19 protein-coding genes are annotated in these 16,616 nt (G+C 65.7%); 8 read left to right on the top strand and 11 right to left on the bottom strand.

Annotation, left to right across the window (positions count from 1 at the left end; all coding sequences use genetic code 11):
* The first annotated feature begins 15 nt into the window (after window positions 1–15).
* A complete protein-coding gene (locus ACZ5BT_RS11505; RefSeq protein WP_464884724.1) occupies window positions 16–1,218 on the top strand; it encodes an MFS transporter in 1,203 nt (400 codons plus the stop codon).
* Between the two features lie 72 nt (window positions 1,219–1,290).
* Here ACZ5BT_RS11505 and hemB read toward each other — a convergent pair whose 3' ends face one another.
* Entirely contained in the window at window positions 1,291–2,262 is a 972-nt protein-coding gene (gene hemB / locus ACZ5BT_RS11500; RefSeq protein ID WP_464884723.1) for a porphobilinogen synthase, read from the bottom strand.
* A 48-nt stretch (window positions 2,263–2,310) separates the two neighbouring features.
* On the opposite strand from hemB, the gene ACZ5BT_RS11495 reads away from it, so the two are divergent.
* From ACZ5BT_RS11495 to ACZ5BT_RS11475, 5 genes are read left to right on the top strand one after another with little or no spacing between them, the layout of a single operon-like run.
* Window positions 2,311–2,625 carry a YbaB/EbfC family nucleoid-associated protein gene (locus tag ACZ5BT_RS11495; RefSeq protein WP_464884722.1) on the top strand — a complete coding sequence of 105 codons (315 nt, stop codon included), beginning with the start codon at window positions 2,311–2,313 and terminating at the stop codon, window positions 2,623–2,625.
* Complete coding sequence (gene recR / locus ACZ5BT_RS11490) at window positions 2,622–3,218, top strand: recombination mediator RecR (RefSeq protein WP_464884721.1); 597 nt, start codon at window positions 2,622–2,624, stop codon at window positions 3,216–3,218. Before ACZ5BT_RS11495 ends, recR begins: the two co-directional genes overlap by 4 nt.
* A 12-nt stretch (window positions 3,219–3,230) precedes the next feature.
* Window positions 3,231–3,581, top strand: a complete 351-nt coding sequence (locus ACZ5BT_RS11485; RefSeq protein ID WP_464884720.1) for a roadblock/LC7 domain-containing protein — start codon at window positions 3,231–3,233, stop codon at window positions 3,579–3,581.
* Window positions 3,578–3,934: a roadblock/LC7 domain-containing protein gene (locus ACZ5BT_RS11480; protein WP_464884719.1), complete on the top strand. Its 357-nt coding sequence runs from the start codon at window positions 3,578–3,580 to the stop codon at window positions 3,932–3,934. Before ACZ5BT_RS11485 ends, ACZ5BT_RS11480 begins: the two co-directional genes overlap by 4 nt.
* The gene (locus ACZ5BT_RS11475; RefSeq protein ID WP_464884718.1) at window positions 3,931–4,203 is read left to right on the top strand and encodes a DUF3467 domain-containing protein; all 273 of its coding nucleotides are present in this window, start codon (window positions 3,931–3,933) and stop codon (window positions 4,201–4,203) included. Before ACZ5BT_RS11480 ends, ACZ5BT_RS11475 begins: the two co-directional genes overlap by 4 nt.
* 17 nt (window positions 4,204–4,220) lie before the next feature.
* Here ACZ5BT_RS11475 and scpB read toward each other — a convergent pair whose 3' ends face one another.
* Window positions 4,221–4,745, bottom strand: coding sequence for an SMC-Scp complex subunit ScpB (gene scpB / locus ACZ5BT_RS11470; protein ID WP_464884717.1), 525 nt, complete (start codon window positions 4,743–4,745; stop codon window positions 4,221–4,223).
* Window positions 4,742–5,335: an L-threonylcarbamoyladenylate synthase gene (locus tag ACZ5BT_RS11465; RefSeq protein WP_464884716.1), complete on the bottom strand. Its 594-nt coding sequence runs from the start codon at window positions 5,333–5,335 to the stop codon at window positions 4,742–4,744. The genes scpB and ACZ5BT_RS11465 overlap by 4 nt, the downstream gene beginning before the upstream one ends.
* 23 nt (window positions 5,336–5,358) lie before the next feature.
* Between ACZ5BT_RS11465 and ACZ5BT_RS11460 the strand changes: the two genes are divergently transcribed.
* Entirely contained in the window at window positions 5,359–6,579 is a 1,221-nt protein-coding gene (locus ACZ5BT_RS11460) for a type II secretion system F family protein (RefSeq protein ID WP_464884715.1), read from the top strand.
* 58 nt (window positions 6,580–6,637) lie between these two features.
* Window positions 6,638–7,837, top strand: coding sequence for an acetyl-CoA acetyltransferase PhaA (phaA, locus tag ACZ5BT_RS11455; RefSeq protein ID WP_464884714.1), 1,200 nt, complete (start codon window positions 6,638–6,640; stop codon window positions 7,835–7,837).
* A 43-nt stretch (window positions 7,838–7,880) separates the two neighbouring features.
* Here the strand turns inward: phaA and ACZ5BT_RS11450 are convergent, their stop codons facing one another.
* The 8 genes from ACZ5BT_RS11450 to tsaB all read right to left on the bottom strand — a co-directional run bounded on the left by ACZ5BT_RS11450 (window position 7,881) and on the right by tsaB (window position 16,555).
* A complete protein-coding gene (locus tag ACZ5BT_RS11450) occupies window positions 7,881–8,195 on the bottom strand; it encodes a DUF503 domain-containing protein (protein WP_464884713.1) in 315 nt (104 codons plus the stop codon).
* Window positions 8,192–9,445, bottom strand: coding sequence for an O-acetylhomoserine aminocarboxypropyltransferase/cysteine synthase family protein (locus tag ACZ5BT_RS11445; protein WP_464884712.1), 1,254 nt, complete (start codon window positions 9,443–9,445; stop codon window positions 8,192–8,194). Before ACZ5BT_RS11445 ends, ACZ5BT_RS11450 begins: the two co-directional genes overlap by 4 nt.
* Window positions 9,446–9,507: 62 nt before the next feature.
* Complete coding sequence (gene acnA, locus ACZ5BT_RS11440; RefSeq protein ID WP_464884711.1) at window positions 9,508–12,216, bottom strand: aconitate hydratase AcnA; 2,709 nt, start codon at window positions 12,214–12,216, stop codon at window positions 9,508–9,510.
* A gap of 164 nt (window positions 12,217–12,380) precedes the next feature.
* Window positions 12,381–12,590, bottom strand: coding sequence for a heavy-metal-associated domain-containing protein (locus ACZ5BT_RS11435; RefSeq protein ID WP_464884710.1), 210 nt, complete (start codon window positions 12,588–12,590; stop codon window positions 12,381–12,383).
* Window positions 12,591–12,594: 4 nt separating this feature from the next.
* Entirely contained in the window at window positions 12,595–13,032 is a 438-nt protein-coding gene (locus ACZ5BT_RS11430; protein WP_464884709.1) for a DUF1999 family protein, read from the bottom strand.
* Window positions 13,029–14,480: a BatA domain-containing protein gene (locus ACZ5BT_RS11425; protein WP_464884708.1), complete on the bottom strand. Its 1,452-nt coding sequence runs from the start codon at window positions 14,478–14,480 to the stop codon at window positions 13,029–13,031. Before ACZ5BT_RS11425 ends, ACZ5BT_RS11430 begins: the two co-directional genes overlap by 4 nt.
* Complete coding sequence (locus ACZ5BT_RS11420; protein ID WP_464884707.1) at window positions 14,474–16,000, bottom strand: hypothetical protein; 1,527 nt, start codon at window positions 15,998–16,000, stop codon at window positions 14,474–14,476. The genes ACZ5BT_RS11425 and ACZ5BT_RS11420 overlap by 7 nt, the downstream gene beginning before the upstream one ends.
* Before the next feature lie 24 nt (window positions 16,001–16,024).
* Window positions 16,025–16,555 carry a tRNA (adenosine(37)-N6)-threonylcarbamoyltransferase complex dimerization subunit type 1 TsaB gene (tsaB, locus tag ACZ5BT_RS11415; protein ID WP_464884706.1) on the bottom strand — a complete coding sequence of 177 codons (531 nt, stop codon included), beginning with the start codon at window positions 16,553–16,555 and terminating at the stop codon, window positions 16,025–16,027.
* Between the last annotated feature and the right edge of the window lie 61 nt (window positions 16,556–16,616).

Genomic DNA, 16,616 nt, shown 5'->3' with positions numbered 1-16,616 from the left:
CAATATTTGCGAGCCATGTTCAGAGCGTTGCGACATCCTCATTTCAAACGCCTGTTTTTTGCAGCCTTGGTCAACGAATCCGGGAATAAGATTCACCGGATTGCCTTGATGGTGCTCGTCTACACCCTGACCGAAAGCGCGGGGACGGTGGCCTTGATCATGAGCGCCGAGCTGGTCGTGAGCGCGGTCTTTGCCCCGATACTCACGGCCTGGGCCGACACCCTCGAGCGCCGCCGGGTGCTGGTTGGGGTTCAGCTCGGTCAGGCTGCGCTCGTGATCTGGATTCCCATCATCGGCGAGCGATCACTGTTGCTCCTTTGGCTTTTGGTCTTTGCCGTCCAGGTCCTCCAGAGCGTCGAGCGGCCCCTGATCGCGGCCGCCACCCCCGAGCTCGTTCCCGAGTCCTCGCTCGACCACGCGAACGGGCTAATCTCCTTTGCCGAACGTTTTTCCGAGGTCGCGTTCGTGGGGCTGGCCGGTTTGCTGGTGGCTGCCGTGGGTCCGGAGCCGGCCTTTTACATCGACGCCGTCACCTTCGTCACCTCGGCGACGTTGCTTTCGGGCCTGCCCTCGCTCCGGCCGCCGCAAACCGATTCCAACGGGTATTGGGGGCGGGTGGTGGAAGGTTACCGCTATCTCCTGAGCGTGGTCCCGCTCAGACGCACCACACTGGCCCTGGCCAGCGCCGCGCTCTTTGGGTCGGTAGAGAACGTCCTCGGTGTGGTCTTGGCCCTCGGGGTCTTGAAGGTGGGTTCTGCTGGTTACGGGGTGATCGAGATGGCCATGGCCGCGGGGGCGGTTGCCGGCGCCCTCCTCATTGCTTCTCTCCTCGACCGCTATCGCCGGGGACGGGTGTTCTTAATCTCCATGCTGGTGTTTGGATTTTTCATCGCCTCGGTCGGGGCCTGGCCGATCTTTTGGTGGGTCATGGTCGCCTATTTTCTGAGCGGGCTTTTGAACATGGGCTTTTTGATCCCCGCCCGGGGGATTCTCCAGACCCACACCCCGCCCGAGCTGCGGGCCAGGATCTTCGGGGCGGTTGGGTCGGCGGCCCAGACCGCCGTTTTGGTGGGCGTGGTGTTTGGCGGCGCCATCGCCGATGTGATCGGGGTGACGACCACCTACCTCCTCGCCGGAATCTGGGTGAGTTTGGTAGCGCTGGCCATGTCCCTGACCGGCGGTTTGGAGCCGGCCGCCGAGAGCAGCGAGCTTTCTTAAGCGCCCCGCCCATGGCGGGGCCCGGGAAGCGTTGGGCGACCGGCGGTCGCAGGGCGGACCGCGGGCGCTTGCTCAGCCCGCCTTGAGCCAGCCGGCTGCCTCGGTGGCGTGGTAGGTGAGGATGAACGCTGCGCCCGCCCGGCGCAGCCCAGTCAGCGTTTCCAGCACCACCCGGCGTTCGTCGATCCACCCCGCTTGCGCCGCGGCTTTGATCATGCTGTACTCGCCCGAGACCAGGTACGCCCCGATCGGCTTGGAAAACTCTTCTTTCAGCAGCCGGATCAGGTCGAGGTAGGCCATCGCCGGTTTGACCATGAGCATATCGGCGCCCTCGGCGTCGTCGATCGCGGCTTCCCTGCGGGCGTCCCAAGTCCCGGCTGCGGGGTCCATTTGGTAGCTGGCGCGGTCTCCGAAGGCCGGGGCGCTCTCCGCCGCCTCCCTGAAGGGCCCGTAGAAGGCCGAGGCGAACTTGACGGCGTAGGAGAGGATGGGGGTGTGGGCATAGCCGGACTCGTCGAGCGCGCGCCGGATGGCGGCGACCTGCCCGTCCATCATCGCGCTGGGGGCGATGATGTCGGCGCCGGCACGGGCCTGGCTCACCGCGGTCTTGGCCAAAAGCGCCAGGGTGGCGTCGTTGTCCACCGTGTGGCCGCTGACGACGCCGCAGTGGCCGTGGGACGTGTACTCGCAAAGGCAGGTATCGGCGATGAGCAAGAGTTCCGGAAGCTGCTGCTTAAGGTGCCGGAGAGCCTGCTGAACCACCCCTTCTTCGTCGTAGGCTCCCTGCCCGAGGTCATCCTTGGCCTCGTCGGGGAGCACGCCGAAGAGGATCACCCCGCCGACGCCGGCCTCGTACGCTTTCTGGGCGGCCTCGAGGAGGCTCTCCAACGAATGGCGCCACTGGCCGGGCATGGAGGCGATCGGCACCGGATCCTTGCCCAGGTGGACGAAGAGGGGCTGGATGAGGTTCCTCGGTTCGACGGACACTTCGCGCACCAGCCGGCGGATCTTGGCGTGCATTCGAAGTCTGCGAGGGCGTTCCATGACATGCCCAGTTTACGGCAACACCTATAATGGGAGGTCGGAGGGACGATGAACCTAAAGAAGCTCATGAAGGAAGCGCAGCGTGCCCAAGCTCGAGCCGCGGAGATCCAGGAAAAGCTCGAGCAGACGGAAGTGGTGGGGCGCGCCGGGGGCGGACTGGTGGAGGTTGTTGCCAACGGCCACGGTCGTGTGCGAGCGGTGAAAATTCAGCCCGAGGCCGTGGATCCCGATGACGTGGAAGCGCTGGAGGACCTGGTTCTCCTTGCGATCCAGGACGCCCAGGCCAAGGCGAGCGCGCTGGCCCAGGAGGAAATGGCCGGCACGCTCGGGCAGCTCGGCGGGCTCTTGGGAGGGGGCTTTTGAAGTACCCGCGGCCTCTGGCCGAGCTTTCAAGGGCGCTGGCACGGCTCCCGGGTGTTGGACCGAAAACCGCGCAGCGACTCGCGCTTTTTTTGTCGCTCAATCCGGAAACGGCCGAGGTCCTGGAGCGTGCTTTGCTCGAGGTCCGCTCGAAGATCGGCTTTTGCCGGCACTGTGGCAACTTGGCCGAGGGCGAGCTCTGTCCGATCTGTCTCGATGACACCCGGGATCGCGGTCTGATCGCGGTGGTGGAGACCCCGGCGGAGGTGGTCGCGCTTGAGCGCAGTGGCGAGTTCCACGGGCTCTACCACGTCCTTGGCGGCGTGCTCAACCCGCTGGAGGGGGTCGGTCCGGAGCAACTTCGCATCGAAGCGTTGCTGGAGCGTTTGGACGGGGTGCGGGAGGTGCTGGTGGCCACGTCGATGACGGTGGAAGGCGAGGCGACGGCAGCTTATTTGGCCGAGGTCTTAAAGGGAAGGGGCGTCCGGGTCACCCGACCCGCCTACGGGCTGCCGGCGGGCGGAAGTCTGGACTATGTCGACGAAGTGACCCTTGGCCGGGCGCTCGCCCATCGCCGGCCGGTGTCAGAAGGCTAACGGGGGCGCGGCATGCACGGTCTGGTTGAGTTGGCGAGGATTCCTTCGGTGTTGAGGGTGGTGGTCACCGGGCCTGATGGTTTGGTCATCGAAGCCGCAGGGGCGAAGGGACCAGACCCCGAGTTTCTCGCCGCCGAGATTGCGGGACTGGCCCGGGCCATGGGGGGCTTTGCCGAGGCTCTGCGCGACCCCCTTCGCCGCTTCGTGGTGACGCTTGGCGAGCGGGAGCTGCTGGTGGTCTGCGAGGGGGATGTCTGCCTGGGGGCGCTGATCCGCCGGGGCCCGGAGCGCAAACGCGTTGGCCAGGAACTGAGCCGTCTGGCCTCGGCCCTGGCGCGCGAGTACGGAGGTGAGGGTCGGTGAGTCTGACCGAAGTTCTGGCCCCGCTCTCGGAAACCCCGGGTGTGGAGGCCTGGGTGCTGGTGGGCGAGGAAGGGTTCCCGCTCGAGGCCTTTTCCCGGAGCAGCCAGAGGGAGCTCGGGGCTCTGGCCGGGGTGGCCTCGAGCGTCCTGGCCTCGGCCCGGGCCGTGGCCGAGGAACTGGGGCGGGGGCCTTTGGAAGAGGTGATGGTCGAGTATGACCTGGGGCCGGTGGTGCTCCTCCCGGTACGGGGCGGGGCGGTGCTCGTGGTGCTCCTCGATGCCATCGCCAGTTTGGGGCGCGTGCGCCTCGCGCTGAAGCGTTTGATCCCCGAGCTCAAGGAGGCCCTGGCATGAGCGAGCTGAAGATCGATATCGATCGCGAGACGGCCAAGGGGCGTTACGCCAACCTCGCGGTGATCGCCCACAGCAAGCACGAGTTCATCATTGACTTCGCCCTGGTTCAGCCCCAGGGCGACGCTCTGGTGGTGGCCCGCGTGCTCATGAGCCCGGCCCATGCCAAGGCGTTTTTGGATTCGCTGGCCGAGAACATCCGGCGCTACGAGGCCGATCACGGCCCCATCGAGCCCGGCACGGCGCCGGGGATGCCCTGGGGCGAGGCCTGAACGTCGCGGCGGGATGCTCAGTCGCGAAGCAAGGGCAGCTCGGGGCCCTCGAGGCCCGGGAGCTCGTCGAGGCTTTGCAGGCCGAAGACCTCGAGGAAGCGCTGGGTGGTGCCGTAGAGCTTCGGCCGGCCGATGGTTGCCTTCTCGCCCACCACGCTCACCAGGCCGCGGGCCTCGAGGCCCTCGAGGACGGCGTCGGAGTTCTTGCCCCGGATGGCCTCGATCTCGGCCCGGGTAATGGGCTGCCGGTAGGCGACAATGGCCAAAACCTCAAGCGCCGCCCGGCTCAGCCGGGGCGGTCTTGGACGTAGGGCCCGGTGGACCGCGGGGTGGTGCTTTGGATGGACGACCAGGCGCCACCCGCCGGCGACCTCTTCCAGGGTCACGCCGAACGCTCCGGCCTCGAGGGTGCGGCCTAAAGACGCGAGCGCCTTTTTGACCTCGGCCTCGGGCTGCACCAACCCCCGTGAGAGTTCGGCGATCGAGACCGAACGGCCCGCCGCGAAAAGAATGGCCAGGATCTGGGCGGCGAGGGGATTCACCGTTCCTCCAAGCCGAGTACGGCCGAGATCTCGGCCTTGGGAATGGCGCCTTCACGCAGGACGTCCCCCCGGGTCAGGTCGAAGACGGTCGAGGCGACGCCGGGGGGATTCGGCCCCGCGACCACGTAGTCGACGCCGGGAAAACGCTTCGCTTCTTCGAGGGATTGAACCGGCGGTTCGCCGCTTCGGTTCAGACTGCTGGCGGCGGCTGAGCCTCCGATGCGGCGGAGCAAGGCCCGCAGCGGCTCGCTCTTTGGCAGGCGTAAGCCCACCGTTGCTTCGGCGCCGAGCCAGGGCATCGGGCGGCGGCTCGGGGCCACGATGGTGAGCGCGCCCGGCCAGAAGGTCTTCGCGAGGCGGAGGAAAGGCTTTGGATCCGGGTTGAGATCGGCCAGCGCCAAGGCGGTCTCGAGATCGGCCACCAGGAGTTGCAGCGGCTGCGACGGCGCCCGACCCTTGAGGCGGAAGAGCTTGGCGCAGGCCTCGGGGTTTTGGCTGTGGGCCAGAAGCCCCCAGACGGTGTCGGTGGGGAAGGCCACGATCCCTCCGGAGCGCAGAACTTCGGCGGCCTCTGAAAGCGCTTCTCTCATCCGGCGCTATACTATAGGACACGATGCCGGTCTACCACTATCGCGCCCGGGACCGCCACGGTCGGACGGTCGCCGCGGTGATCGAGGCGACCGACGTGAGAAGCGCGGTGCGCATCCTTCGCGAGAAGGGCTTTTACGTCACGGAAATCAAGGAGCCGCCCCGCGGCTTGCAACTTGAGATTAACCTCTCGTTTTTGGAGTCGGGACCGAGCCTGAAGGATATCGCCATCTTCAGCCGGCAGCTCGCCACGATGCTGGCTTCGGGGCTGCCGATCGTTCAGGCCTTGCAGGTGCTGGAAAAGCAGACCGAGAACAAAAAGTTTAAGGCCATCATTCGAGCCGTCCGGACCGACGTCGAGGGTGGAAGCCCATTCTCCGAGGCGCTCGCGAAGCACCGGATCTTCAGTCGCCTTTACATCAACCTGGTCCGGGCCGGGGAGGCTTCAGGCGCCCTTGATTCCATCCTCGACCGGCTGGCCACCTTCCTCGAAAAGGATCTGGCGATCCGGGGCAAGGTCAAATCGGCGATGACGTACCCGGCCGTGGTCTTCAGTTTCGCCATCTTGGTGACGTATTTCCTCCTCACCACCATCGTGCCCCAGTTCGCCCAGATCCTGACCGAACTGGGCTCGGGTCTGCCTCCGCTGACACGACTTCTGATCGCGCTCTCGGACCTCATGCGCAAAAGCGGGTTGTTTCTGCTCCTCTTGCCGGCAGCGCTTTATGGCCTTTATGTCCTCGCCTATCGCAGGCCCAAGGGTCGTCGCGTCATCGACGGTTTTAAGCTCCGCATGCCGGTCTTCGGAACCCTCGCAAAAAAGAGCGCCTTGGCGCGATTTTCCCGTACGCTCGGACTTTTGCTCTCCAGCGGCGTGAATATTGTAGAGGCGGTCGAGATCACCAAAGGTACGGCCGGAAACGCGGTCATCGAGGAGATCCTCGACGAAACCCGGGAAAACATCGAGGTCGGAGAGTCGATTCACTCGACGCTGGCCCGCTACCCAAAGGTCTTTCCGCCCATGGTCGCTTCCATGGTGGCCATCGGCGAGGAGACCGGCGCCCTCGACGCGATGCTGGAAAAGGTCGCCGATTTCTACGAGCGCGAGGTCGACGAGACGGTGAGTAGCCTGACCGCCCTCATTGAGCCGGTGATCATCATTTTCCTGGGATTGATCGTCGGTACCATTGTGGCCGGCATGTTCCTGCCCCTCTTCCAGATCATCAACACCCTCTCGGCCCAGTAGTCCCCGTCTGGGGCCCGCCTTCGCCCCGATCGAGGTAGGATGATCGGGGAGGTTTTCGATGCGTGAAGTGTATGTCGTCTCCGCGGTGCGGACGCCGATTGGCCGTTTTGGTGGGACGCTCAAGGACCTTTCGCCGGCAGATCTGGCCGCACACGCCATGCGCGCGGCCCTCGACCGGGCGGGCGTGGGCGGTGAGGCGATCGACCTCTACATCTTCGGGAACGTTTTGCGCGGTGGCCACGGCCAGCTCATCCCCCGCCAGGCGGCGTTCAAAGCCGGGATCCCCGAAGATAAGGACGGCTATGCGGTGGACATGGTGTGTTCTTCCGGCATGATGGCGGTGATGAATGCCGCCACCGCGATCCGGGCCGGTGAAGCCGACCTCGTGCTCGCGGGTGGGACCGAGTCAATGAGCCAGGCCGGCTTTGCGCTTTCTCACCGCGCGCGCTGGGGCTACAAATTCCTGCTTGGCGCTCCCGAAGAGGTGAAGGACCTCCTGCTCCACGACGGTCTCACCGACCCGATGAACGGCGAGGCCATGGGGGTCGAGACCGAGCGGCTCGCCGCCGAGTTCGGCGTGGACCGGGCGGCGCTCGACGAGGTGGCCTATCTCTCCCAAAAGCGTGCGACCGAAGCCACCGAAAAGGGGCTTTTTGCCAGCGAAATCGTTCCCATTGAGGTCAGAACGAAAAAGGGCTCCAGGGTTTTGGACCGGGATGAAGGGATCCGACCGGACACCACCCCCGAATCCCTCGCCGGGCTGCGGCCGGCGTTCAAAAAGGACGGTGTGCTGACGGCGGGGAACTCGAGCCAGATCTCCGATGGTGCCGCCGCGCTGCTCCTCGCCAGTCCGGAAGCGGTGGAAAAATACGGCCTCAAGCCCCTGGCCCGTATTCTGGGGGGTGCGTGGAGCGCGGGGACGACCTGGCGTTTTCCGGAGGCCCCGATCCCCGCGGTCAAGAAGCTGCTCGATAAACTCGGTATGACGATCCGGGATTTTGATCTCTTTGAGAACAACGAGGCCTTCGCTCTCAATAACGTGCTCTTTCACCGCTTGCTCGGTGTGCCTTTTGAAAAACTCAACGTTCACGGTGGCGCGATCGCGCTCGGGCACCCGATCGGGGCTTCCGGGGCACGGATCGTCGTCACCCTCCTCCACGCTCTGGCGAGCCGCGACGCCCAGCTGGGGCTGGCCGCAATCTGCCACGGCACGGGCGGGGCGACGGCGCTGGCGCTGGAGCGGGTGGCCAAGGATTAAGGCCAGACCGGGCCCTGTGGCGGCTTCTGCCGAGGCAGGGCGGTCAGCTGCCTTCGGCGGACATCTCCCAGTGCACGACTTCGAGGCGCTCTTCCCGCACCTCGAAGTCGCCGTTTTCCAGCAAAAAGCGAGCCGCCTTGCGCAGCGTTTCCTCGACCCAGCGCGGGTCGGCTCCGATGAGGGTGAAGCCCACGACCTCCCAGCCGTGGGCTTCGATGCCCTCCAGGCGCGCCGCTGACACCGGAAAGCGGGACTTCAGCCGCTCCATGACCGGCCGCACGAGGGCCCGCTTTTCCTTCAAGCTGCGAACCCACGGCATTTCCAGCCGGGCGGTGTAAAGGCCCACGTACGCTTTCACGGCCGAACGTGCTTGAGCGCCTCCTCCAGCCAGGCGATGAGGTCGGTGGGAGCTTCCAGACCCACGCTGAGCCGGAGCAGGCCCGGGGTCACCCCGGCTTCGCGTCTTTGGGGCTCGGGAATGTTGCTGTGGGTGGTGGTCCAGGGGTGGATGATCAGGGTTCGGACGTCGCCGACGTTTGGGGCCTGGAGCATGTTGAGGTGGGCCAGGAAGCGGCTCGCAGCCGGAAGCCCGCCCTCGAGGGTAAAGGAAACCATTGACCCGGAGAGGCGGAGATACTTCTCCGCCCGGGCCCGGGCGGCTCCCGTGGCGAGGCCGGGGTAGGCCACCCGTTCGACTTCAGGCCTTCCCGCCAGCCACTCGGCGATCATCGCCGCGGTTTGAGAGGCGCGCTCCAGACGTACGGCCAGCGTTTCCAGACCCTGGAAGATCAGGTAGGCGTTGAAGGGGGAGAGGGCCATGCCGCCGAGGCTCAGCCCGAGTTGGCGGGCGCGGGCAAGGAGTGCCGCTTCACCGAACGCTTCCCAGGCCGAAGGTCCGGTCGGGAGCGGCTGGGTGAGGGTGGGGATGTTGGACCACAGCGTGGTCGGGCGGCTGAGGAGCGCCCCACCGAGGATTGAGCCGTGGCCCGAGGCCCATTTGGTCAGGCTCTCCACCACCACGTGCGCCCCCCAGCGGAGCGGCTGGACCAGGTAGCCGGCGGCGCCGAAGGTGTTGTCGACGACGAAAACCGAACCGTTGGCCTCGGCGATCTCGGCCAGCGCCTCGAGGTCGGGAACCTCGAGCGCGGGGTTGGAGAGGGTTTCCACGAAAAGCACCCGGGTGTTTGGCCCGATCGCCGCTCGGTAATCGTCGACCGTGGCCGTTGCCGGCAGGTAACGGACCCGGATGCCGAAGGCCGAGAGGATCTGGTTGAAAAGGCCGATGGTTTGCCCGAAGAGGTTGGTGCTGGCGAGGATTTCGTCCCCGGGCCGGACCAGGGCGAGCATGGCGGTGAAGGTCGCGGCCTGGCCGCTGGCGGTGGCCAGCGCCCCGTCTGCGGCCTCGAGCGCGGCCAGGCGACGTTCCAGTGCGGTGACGGTTGGGTTTTTGGCCCGGGCGTAGACGTAGGCCGTACTCTCCTTGAAGCGGCGTTCGCCCTCCTCGAGGGTTTGAAAGGCATGGGCCACGGCGGCGTAGATGGGAAGGCCGACGATCGAATGGGGGTCTTCGGGAAGCCCGGCGAGTACGGCTTGGGTTTCGTACTCCATGCCCAAAGCATAGCAAAGGCCCCGGCATTCCCGGGGCCCATGCGGCGCAGAGTGAAACGGGCTCAGACTGTGGCTTCTTCCTTGAGCAGATTGCGCAGCACGGTGTGGAGGATGCCCCCGTTTTTGAAGTACTCGACCTCGACGGGTGTGTCGAGTCGGGCCACGACTTCGAAGGTGATTTGGCTCCCGTCCTCGCGCGTTGCCCTTACCTTGAGGGTCTTCCTTGGGGCGATGTCGGCGATGCCCTCGATATCAAAGGTTTCGCGCCCGGTGAGCCCGAGGGATTTCCAGGACTCTCCGGGCATGAACTCCAGCGGCAGCACGCCCATGCCCACCAGGTTCGAGCGGTGGATGCGCTCGAAGCTCTCGGCGATCACCGCTTTGACACCGAGCAGCGCGGTGCCCTTCGCCGCCCAGTCTCGCGACGAGCCGGTGCCGTATTCCTTCCCCGCCAGGATGACGAGCGGCGTCCCCTCGGCCTTGTACTTCATGGCCGCGTCGTAGATCCACATCTTTTCACCCTCGGGGAACTTGATGGTGTAACCGCCCTCGACGCCGTCGAGCAGGAGGTTTTTGATGCGGATGTTGGCGAAGGTGCCCCGCATCATGACTTCGTGATTGCCGCGGCGGGAACCGTAGGTGTTGAAGGCCTCGACCGGCACGCCGCGTTCGAGGAGGTAGCGGCCGGCGGGGCTGTCCTTGGGGATGGCGCCGGCGGGGGAGATGTGGTCGGTGGTGATCGAATCGCCGAAGAGGCCCAGGACCCGGGCGCCGCGGATATCCCCCGGTTCTTGGGGATTAAGGTCCATCTCCTGGAAGAAGGGCGGCTCCTGGATGTAGGTGGAGTTCGGGTCCCACTCGTAGAGCGCACCCGAAGGGGCCTCGAGCTTCTTCCAGCGCTCGTCGCCCTCAAAGACACGGGCGTATTCGCTTTTGTACATCTCGGGGTCGAGGCTCTCGCGGATGGCCTGCTGGATCTCCTCCTGGCTCGGCCAGATGTCCCGGAGGTAGACCGGGTTGCCGTTGGGGTCGTAGCCGAGGGGTTCGTTTTGCAGATCGATGTCCACCCGGCCGGCCAGCGCAAACGCGACCACCAGCATCGGCGAGGCCAGGTAGTTGGCCTTGACGTGGGGGTTGACCCGGCCTTCAAAGTTCCGGTTGCCGGAGAGCACGGCGGCCACCACCAGATCACCCTTTTCCACCGCCTCCCGGATGTCGTCGGGAAGGGGGCCAGAGTTGCCGATGCAGGTGGTGCACCCGTAGCCGACCACGTGGAAGCGCAGGGCCTCGAGGAAGGGGAGCAAGCCGCTGGCGTTCAGGTAATCGGTGACCACCTTGGAGCCCGGCGCCAGGCTCGACTTGACCCAGGGTTTGGTATCGAGCCCCGCCTCCACCGCCTTTTTGGCCAGTAGCCCGGCCCCGATCATGACCGAGGGGTTCGAGGTGTTGGTGCAGGAGGTGATGGCGGCGATGGCCAGCGAGCCGTGGGTGAGTTCGAAGGTCTCGCCATGGCGATTGACCAAAACACGCTTTTCGAGATCGTCTTTCTCAAGTCCAAAACCCCGCTCGCTAAAGGGCTTGGTGAGGTGGGCTTGAAAGCTCGACTTGAGCTCCTGGAGCCGGACCCGGTCCTGGGGACGCTTGGGGCCGGCGAGGCTTGGCTCGACGGTGGACATGTCGAGCTCGAGGTGCTCCGAGTAAACGATCGACTCGCTGCCCTCCCGGAAGAGCCCCGTGGCCCGGGTGTAGCGCTCGACCAGGTCGATGAGCCATTCGGGGCGCGCCGTAAGCCGGAGATAAGCCAAGGTTTCCTCGTCGACGGGGAAAAAGCCCATCGTGGCCCCGTATTCGGGCGCCATGTTGGCGATGGTGGCCCGGTCGGCGAGGGGAAGCTTGGAGACCCCGGGGCCGTAGAACTCGACGAACTTGCCCACCACCCCGTGCTTGCGGAGCATCTCGGTGATGGTGAGCACCAGGTCGGTGGCCGTGGCCCCCTCGGGGAGCTCACCGGTGAGCTTGAAGCCTACGACCTTGGGCGCGAGCATGTAGTAGGGCTGACCGAGCATGACCGCCTCGGCTTCGATCCCGCCGACGCCCCAGCCCAGCACGCCGAGCCCGTTGATCATCGTGGTGTGGCTGTCGGTCCCCACCAGGGAGTCGGGGAAGGCGATGGTTTCGCCGTCGCGCTTGGCGGTCATGACCACCTTGGCCAGGTGCTCGAGGTTGACCTGATGGATGATGCCCTGGCCGGGTGGGACGACGCGGAAATCGTCGAGCGCGCTCTGACCCCACTTAAGGAGCTGGTAGCGCTCGCGGTTCCGTTCATACTCGAGGTCGGTGTTCCGTAAGAGGGCATAGCCGCTCCCGAAGAAGTCGACCTGGACCGAGTGGTCGATGACCAGATCCGACGTGACCTGGGGATTGATCTTAGCGGGATCTTTGCCAAAACGGGCCATCGCGCTTCGCATCGCCGCCAGGTCCACGACCGCCGGGACACCGGTGAAGTCCTGGAGCACGACGCGAGCGGGCTTGTGGGGCACGTTGATCTCGCCTGGCTCCGGCTGCCAGCGGGCGAGGTTCACCACGTCCTCTTCGGTGACCTGGAAACCGTCGACGTTCCTGAGGATGGCCTCGAGGAGAATCCGGATCGAAAACGGAAGCTTTGAGACCTCGGCGATCCCCTGGGCCTCGAGCGCCATGACATCGTAGTAGGTCAGCTTGCCCTCGCGGGTCTCCAGTGTCTTCTTTGCGCCAAAAACATCCTTTTGCATACCGCTCCTTCCTCCCCCGGGAAAAGGGGGGTTGCCTTGAGTCGAACTGAGGGGGAAGTTTCGCTCCGGCGGGGAGCGCCCCACCGGCTACGCTCAAGTCTACCACATGGCGCGATGGTGCCTTGGTGCGAGATCGGCGGCCACTCGCCTGCGCCCGTGGGCGCTTAGAGCATCCCAGCCAGATACCCCTTTTCGCGGACGGCGCGGATGAGGTCCATGACCGTCAGGCGGTGGGGGTCGTAGGCGACAACGATCTGACCGGGGTGGCTGGTTTCGACGTTGGCCACGCCCTCGAGGGCTTTGAGCGCTTCCAGCACTTCCTGCATCTGGCTTTCGGTCTTTGCCCCGCGAACGCCAAGGAGCACGCGATTCATAGGTTCATTCTAAAACGCCCCCGGGATCGGGCCGCCTTCCCAGGCGCTTTCGGGCTAAAACCAGGGGACCGACCTGGAATTCCATCGAAGCGGCCGCCCGGGCGAGCGGGGTGGCCTCGCGGATGAAAAGGGCGACCTCGTAGACCCCGGCGTCGTGGGCGGACTTGACCAGGGCTCGCAGAAGGGCTTGGTAAGCGGTTTCGTCCGCCGCCAGGATGCGGCTTACGAGAACGGTCGCCCAGGCCCCTTGCCAGACCGCCTGCGCCAGGACGAAGCCGCGCGGTTCGCCCTGTCGCGTCTCGGCGATGAAGCTGTGGCCGCTCCTGGCGAAGTGCCGGAAGGCGGCGAGCGAGGCCTTTTCCGGCAGTTGGGGATCGAGGTGCTCGCGTTCGAAGGCTTGGATGCGGGGAAAATCCTCTTCGCTCAGGTGGCGTACGATCATACGACGAGTCTATTCCCTTCCCGCCGGACGGAGAGCCAGCGTTCCAAACCCAGCACCAGTGCGGCGGTGACGAAAAGCCAGCTGCCGATGGGACGCCGCTCGCCGTCTTGGGGAAGGGTGCTGGACTCTTTGCTGGGAAGCAGGGTTTCGCCGGGCGACTCGAGCACGTAGGCGACGTTCGCCCGAACCTGAGGCGAGAGCACGCCATCGGTCCCCAGAGGTTTGGCCGCCCTCAGGTGGGGGGCGAGGAAGTTATAGACGAGTACGGGGAAGGCGGGCATGTTGGCCAGGCGCTCGATGGGAGGAAGGTAGAGGCTCGGCCCGTTGGCATAGATCAGCCCCCGCCCCTTTCCGTCGACCGCGATCGGTTTCCACCCCGGCGGCGGGGGCGGTGGCAGCGGCAACGCGCTGCCAATCAGGCGGACGCCGCGGAGCGCAGGGTGGTCGGGGTCCCGATCGACGACGGTGGTCGTCGCACCTTCGGCGCCTTCGGGCGTGAAGTAGAGGGTTGGGACGGAGGGTGTTTCCGTGGGCCGTGCGATTCGGACCGCGAGTGGCGCTGGAGGTCGGGGCACCGGTCGGACCTCGAGGAGACGGAAGACGCGAAGCAGGGCAGGGCGGGGCTGTGGGAGAACGATCCGGGGATGGGCGCGGATCCAAAATGACCGGTCATCGAGCTCCAGGTCGCCTCCGTTTTCGAGGGCCGCGACCAGGTCGCCCGAGGCTTCGATCCTGCGCCAGGCAAAGCCCTGGGCAGGCACCTCGATGGGGTAGGCTTTGCCGTTGATCTTGACCGATCCCCGCCAGAGGCCGGGCCCGGTGTTGCCAAGGGCCACGAATCCCGGTCGCAGGGCGGTGATGCCCACGTTGCGTTCCTCGCCGGCGACGTTCAGATAAAAGGTGCGGAGGCCCAAAGGTGGCGGCGCGTCGGTGATGAGGAGCGTTTGCGCGCCCGGCAGCTGGCGCTGGCCGGTGCGAATGGCCAGGGCGAGATCGGCGCTGGCATCGCCCGGCCTGAGCGCGTCGAGCGTCGCCAGAAGATCCCGTCCCGGTGCCGGACCGAAGACCGTGGGGTTGAGCCCGGCCCGAACCACCACCGCCCGCTGGGCTTTCCCGAGCTGGGCTCGAGCCTCGTCGATGGCCCGGGTCCAGCGACCACCGGCGGCCATGGAGGCGGAGGCGTCGAGCACGATCACCCATTGCTGGGGCCGAGTTTGCCGCAGCCAGGGCTTTGCCAGCGCGGCGATGGCGGCAGCGGAGGCCAGGAGCAGCAGGAGCAGGGAGAGGTCAACCCGGCGGCTACGGCGGCCACCTCCGCTCGCCCGTTGCCAGAGAAAGAGGCCCCCGACCTCACGTAGAGGCGGGGTCCGCCTTCGGTGCAGGAGGTAGAGGATCAGCCAGACGGGGGGGATGAGGGCCAGCGTGAGCGGTTGCCAAAACCCTACCAACGCACCTCCGTGAGCCCTTCGGTGACGAGCGTGTTGTCCTGAGCCCGGGTGTAACTGAGCGAAGCACCGCTACGTTCGGCCACGAAACTCAAAAAGGCGCTCAGGCGTTGCATGAAACGCATGGTTTTTTGCAGCGATTCTCCGTTTTGCGCCAGCATGGGCGTGGTTGCGAGCAGCTGCTCGGCGGCCAGTTTCCAGGCCCGTCGATTGTCGGAAAAGCTTAGCTGCAAGGCGGTATCGGGATAAAAGTCGGCCTTGGCCCGGAACTCGGGGTTTTCACCCAGACGGGGGCCAAAGAGGGCTTCGGCCGCCGTCTTGCTCGTGGCCAGGGCCACCCGGTCTCCCAGGTTGAAGAGGTAGACCTCGCCCATCATCCCGACCTGAACGGCCTTTGCCGTTTGGCCGGCGATGGTGGTTTGGCGAAGGGCAAAGCCTCCGCTGCCCTCGGGCGTCGCGCTGGCGGCGGCCATCTGCAGCCAGGCCAGGAGGTTGGCCTCGGCCGTGAGGGCGTCGCTCGCCTCGAGGATGACCAGCAAGTCCCCGGCCGGATTCTGCATGGCCATGACCGCCGTGTTCGACTGGCCTTCGACGTTGATCAGGGCCAGCCGGTTCCCGAAGGCGGAGAGGTCGATCTGAAGCCCCATGCCGGACTGGCCGAGGAGGTTCGAGAGATATTCGCCAAGCTGGGGCAGGGGCAGGTAGAGACTCGTGACCGAGATGCCTTGCGGCAGTGCCGCAAGGGGCCAGGGCCGACCGTGATTCAGGAAGAGGGCTTTGAGGGCCCGGTCGCCCTCCGGGGCAAAGGCGAATTCACTCTTGGATACGATCCCGGCTTTTTCGATCGAAAGGGAAAAGGCGTAGCGCCTGGGGGTTTGGATGGCTTTGAGCAGGGACGGCGGCAGTCCTTCTCCCTCAAACACCGAAGAGAGCATCGGTCCGAGCGGCTCCAGGTCGAGGAAGTAGACCAGATCCCCCCCGAGTGGCAGGGAAAGCCCCTTGGGGCTCGATGGGTCGAGGAACCGCTCGAACGCGGGCTCGCTCGCGACAAGCAGCGTGTCCTGGCTGTACCCGGCGACGATCGCCGACCCCGACTCGCTGGGGTAGTGCTTTACCGTCCACGCCCCTTCTTTTTGGGCGTCTTTGAGGAGCGTTTTGACGGTTTCAAATATCCGGCTCCGGTCTTTGGGCGAAGGTCGGGCCAGGGCCAAAAAGGTGCCGTCGGGGTAGGCCACAGCCAGCCCTTCCTGCCCTACGAGGTCGATGCTCATAAGCTTCAGCAACGGTCGAATCTCGCTGAGGTCGGATGGCGCGTCGTTTGCGAATTCGTTGATGAGGTCGTCGAGCGTGAGCTGCTGCCGCTTGAGTTCGATTTGGAAATCGATGAGGAAGGCCTTTTTAATCGCTAGGTTGCGGGCATACAGCCCTGTCACCGCACCGGTCGGGACCAGGGCAGGCAAGCTGGCCGCCAGTGCGGCGCCGGCGAAGAGGAGCATGCTCAGGAGGATACGTATGATTTTCATCTCACCGTATTGTAGCTGAGATGGCTAGAGGTAGTGGGGCGCAATGCCGCGCTCGCCGCGTCGGAGCTTTTCGATCGCGATCCAGGCCAGCGCCATCCCGGATGGGGGCGAGTCCACGAGGTGGCAGCCCGGGAGCTCGGCATACGCCCTGGCGTCGAGTTTGGCCGGTGGCTTGAGAACCTCGATTGTTTCGCCCACTTCGTAAAGTCCGGCGTAGCGAAGGCCGTTGCGCGCCGTGATCGCGGGCGCGACCCGTCCTCTCTTGCGCGCCGCGATCGCCATGAGGGTGTCGACACCGACCAGGGGGACCCCGAGGGATCGGGCAAAGCCCTGGGCGAAGGCGAGCCCCACGCGAACCCCCGTGTACGAGCCCGGACCCTGCCCCACGGCCACGGCGTCGATATCCGCGGGTCGGAGACGATGTTGGGAAAGGAACGTCTCGGCCCACCCCACGATGGCCTCGCCATGGCGTCGTTCCAGGTGGACGCTGAGCTCGGCGTGGGGAAGACCGAGAACCAGGTAGGGGGTCGCGGTGTCGAGGGCCAGGACCAGCATCAACCCGACGCTACACCATGCCCCTTCGGTTTGGGGAGGGGTGATGGTCCGGGCGGAAATC

The sequence above is a fragment of the Vulcanithermus mediatlanticus genome (genome assembly GCF_055385885.1).
Note: the sequence above shows the minus strand (reverse complement) of the source record. Positions and strands in the feature narration are given on the sequence as shown.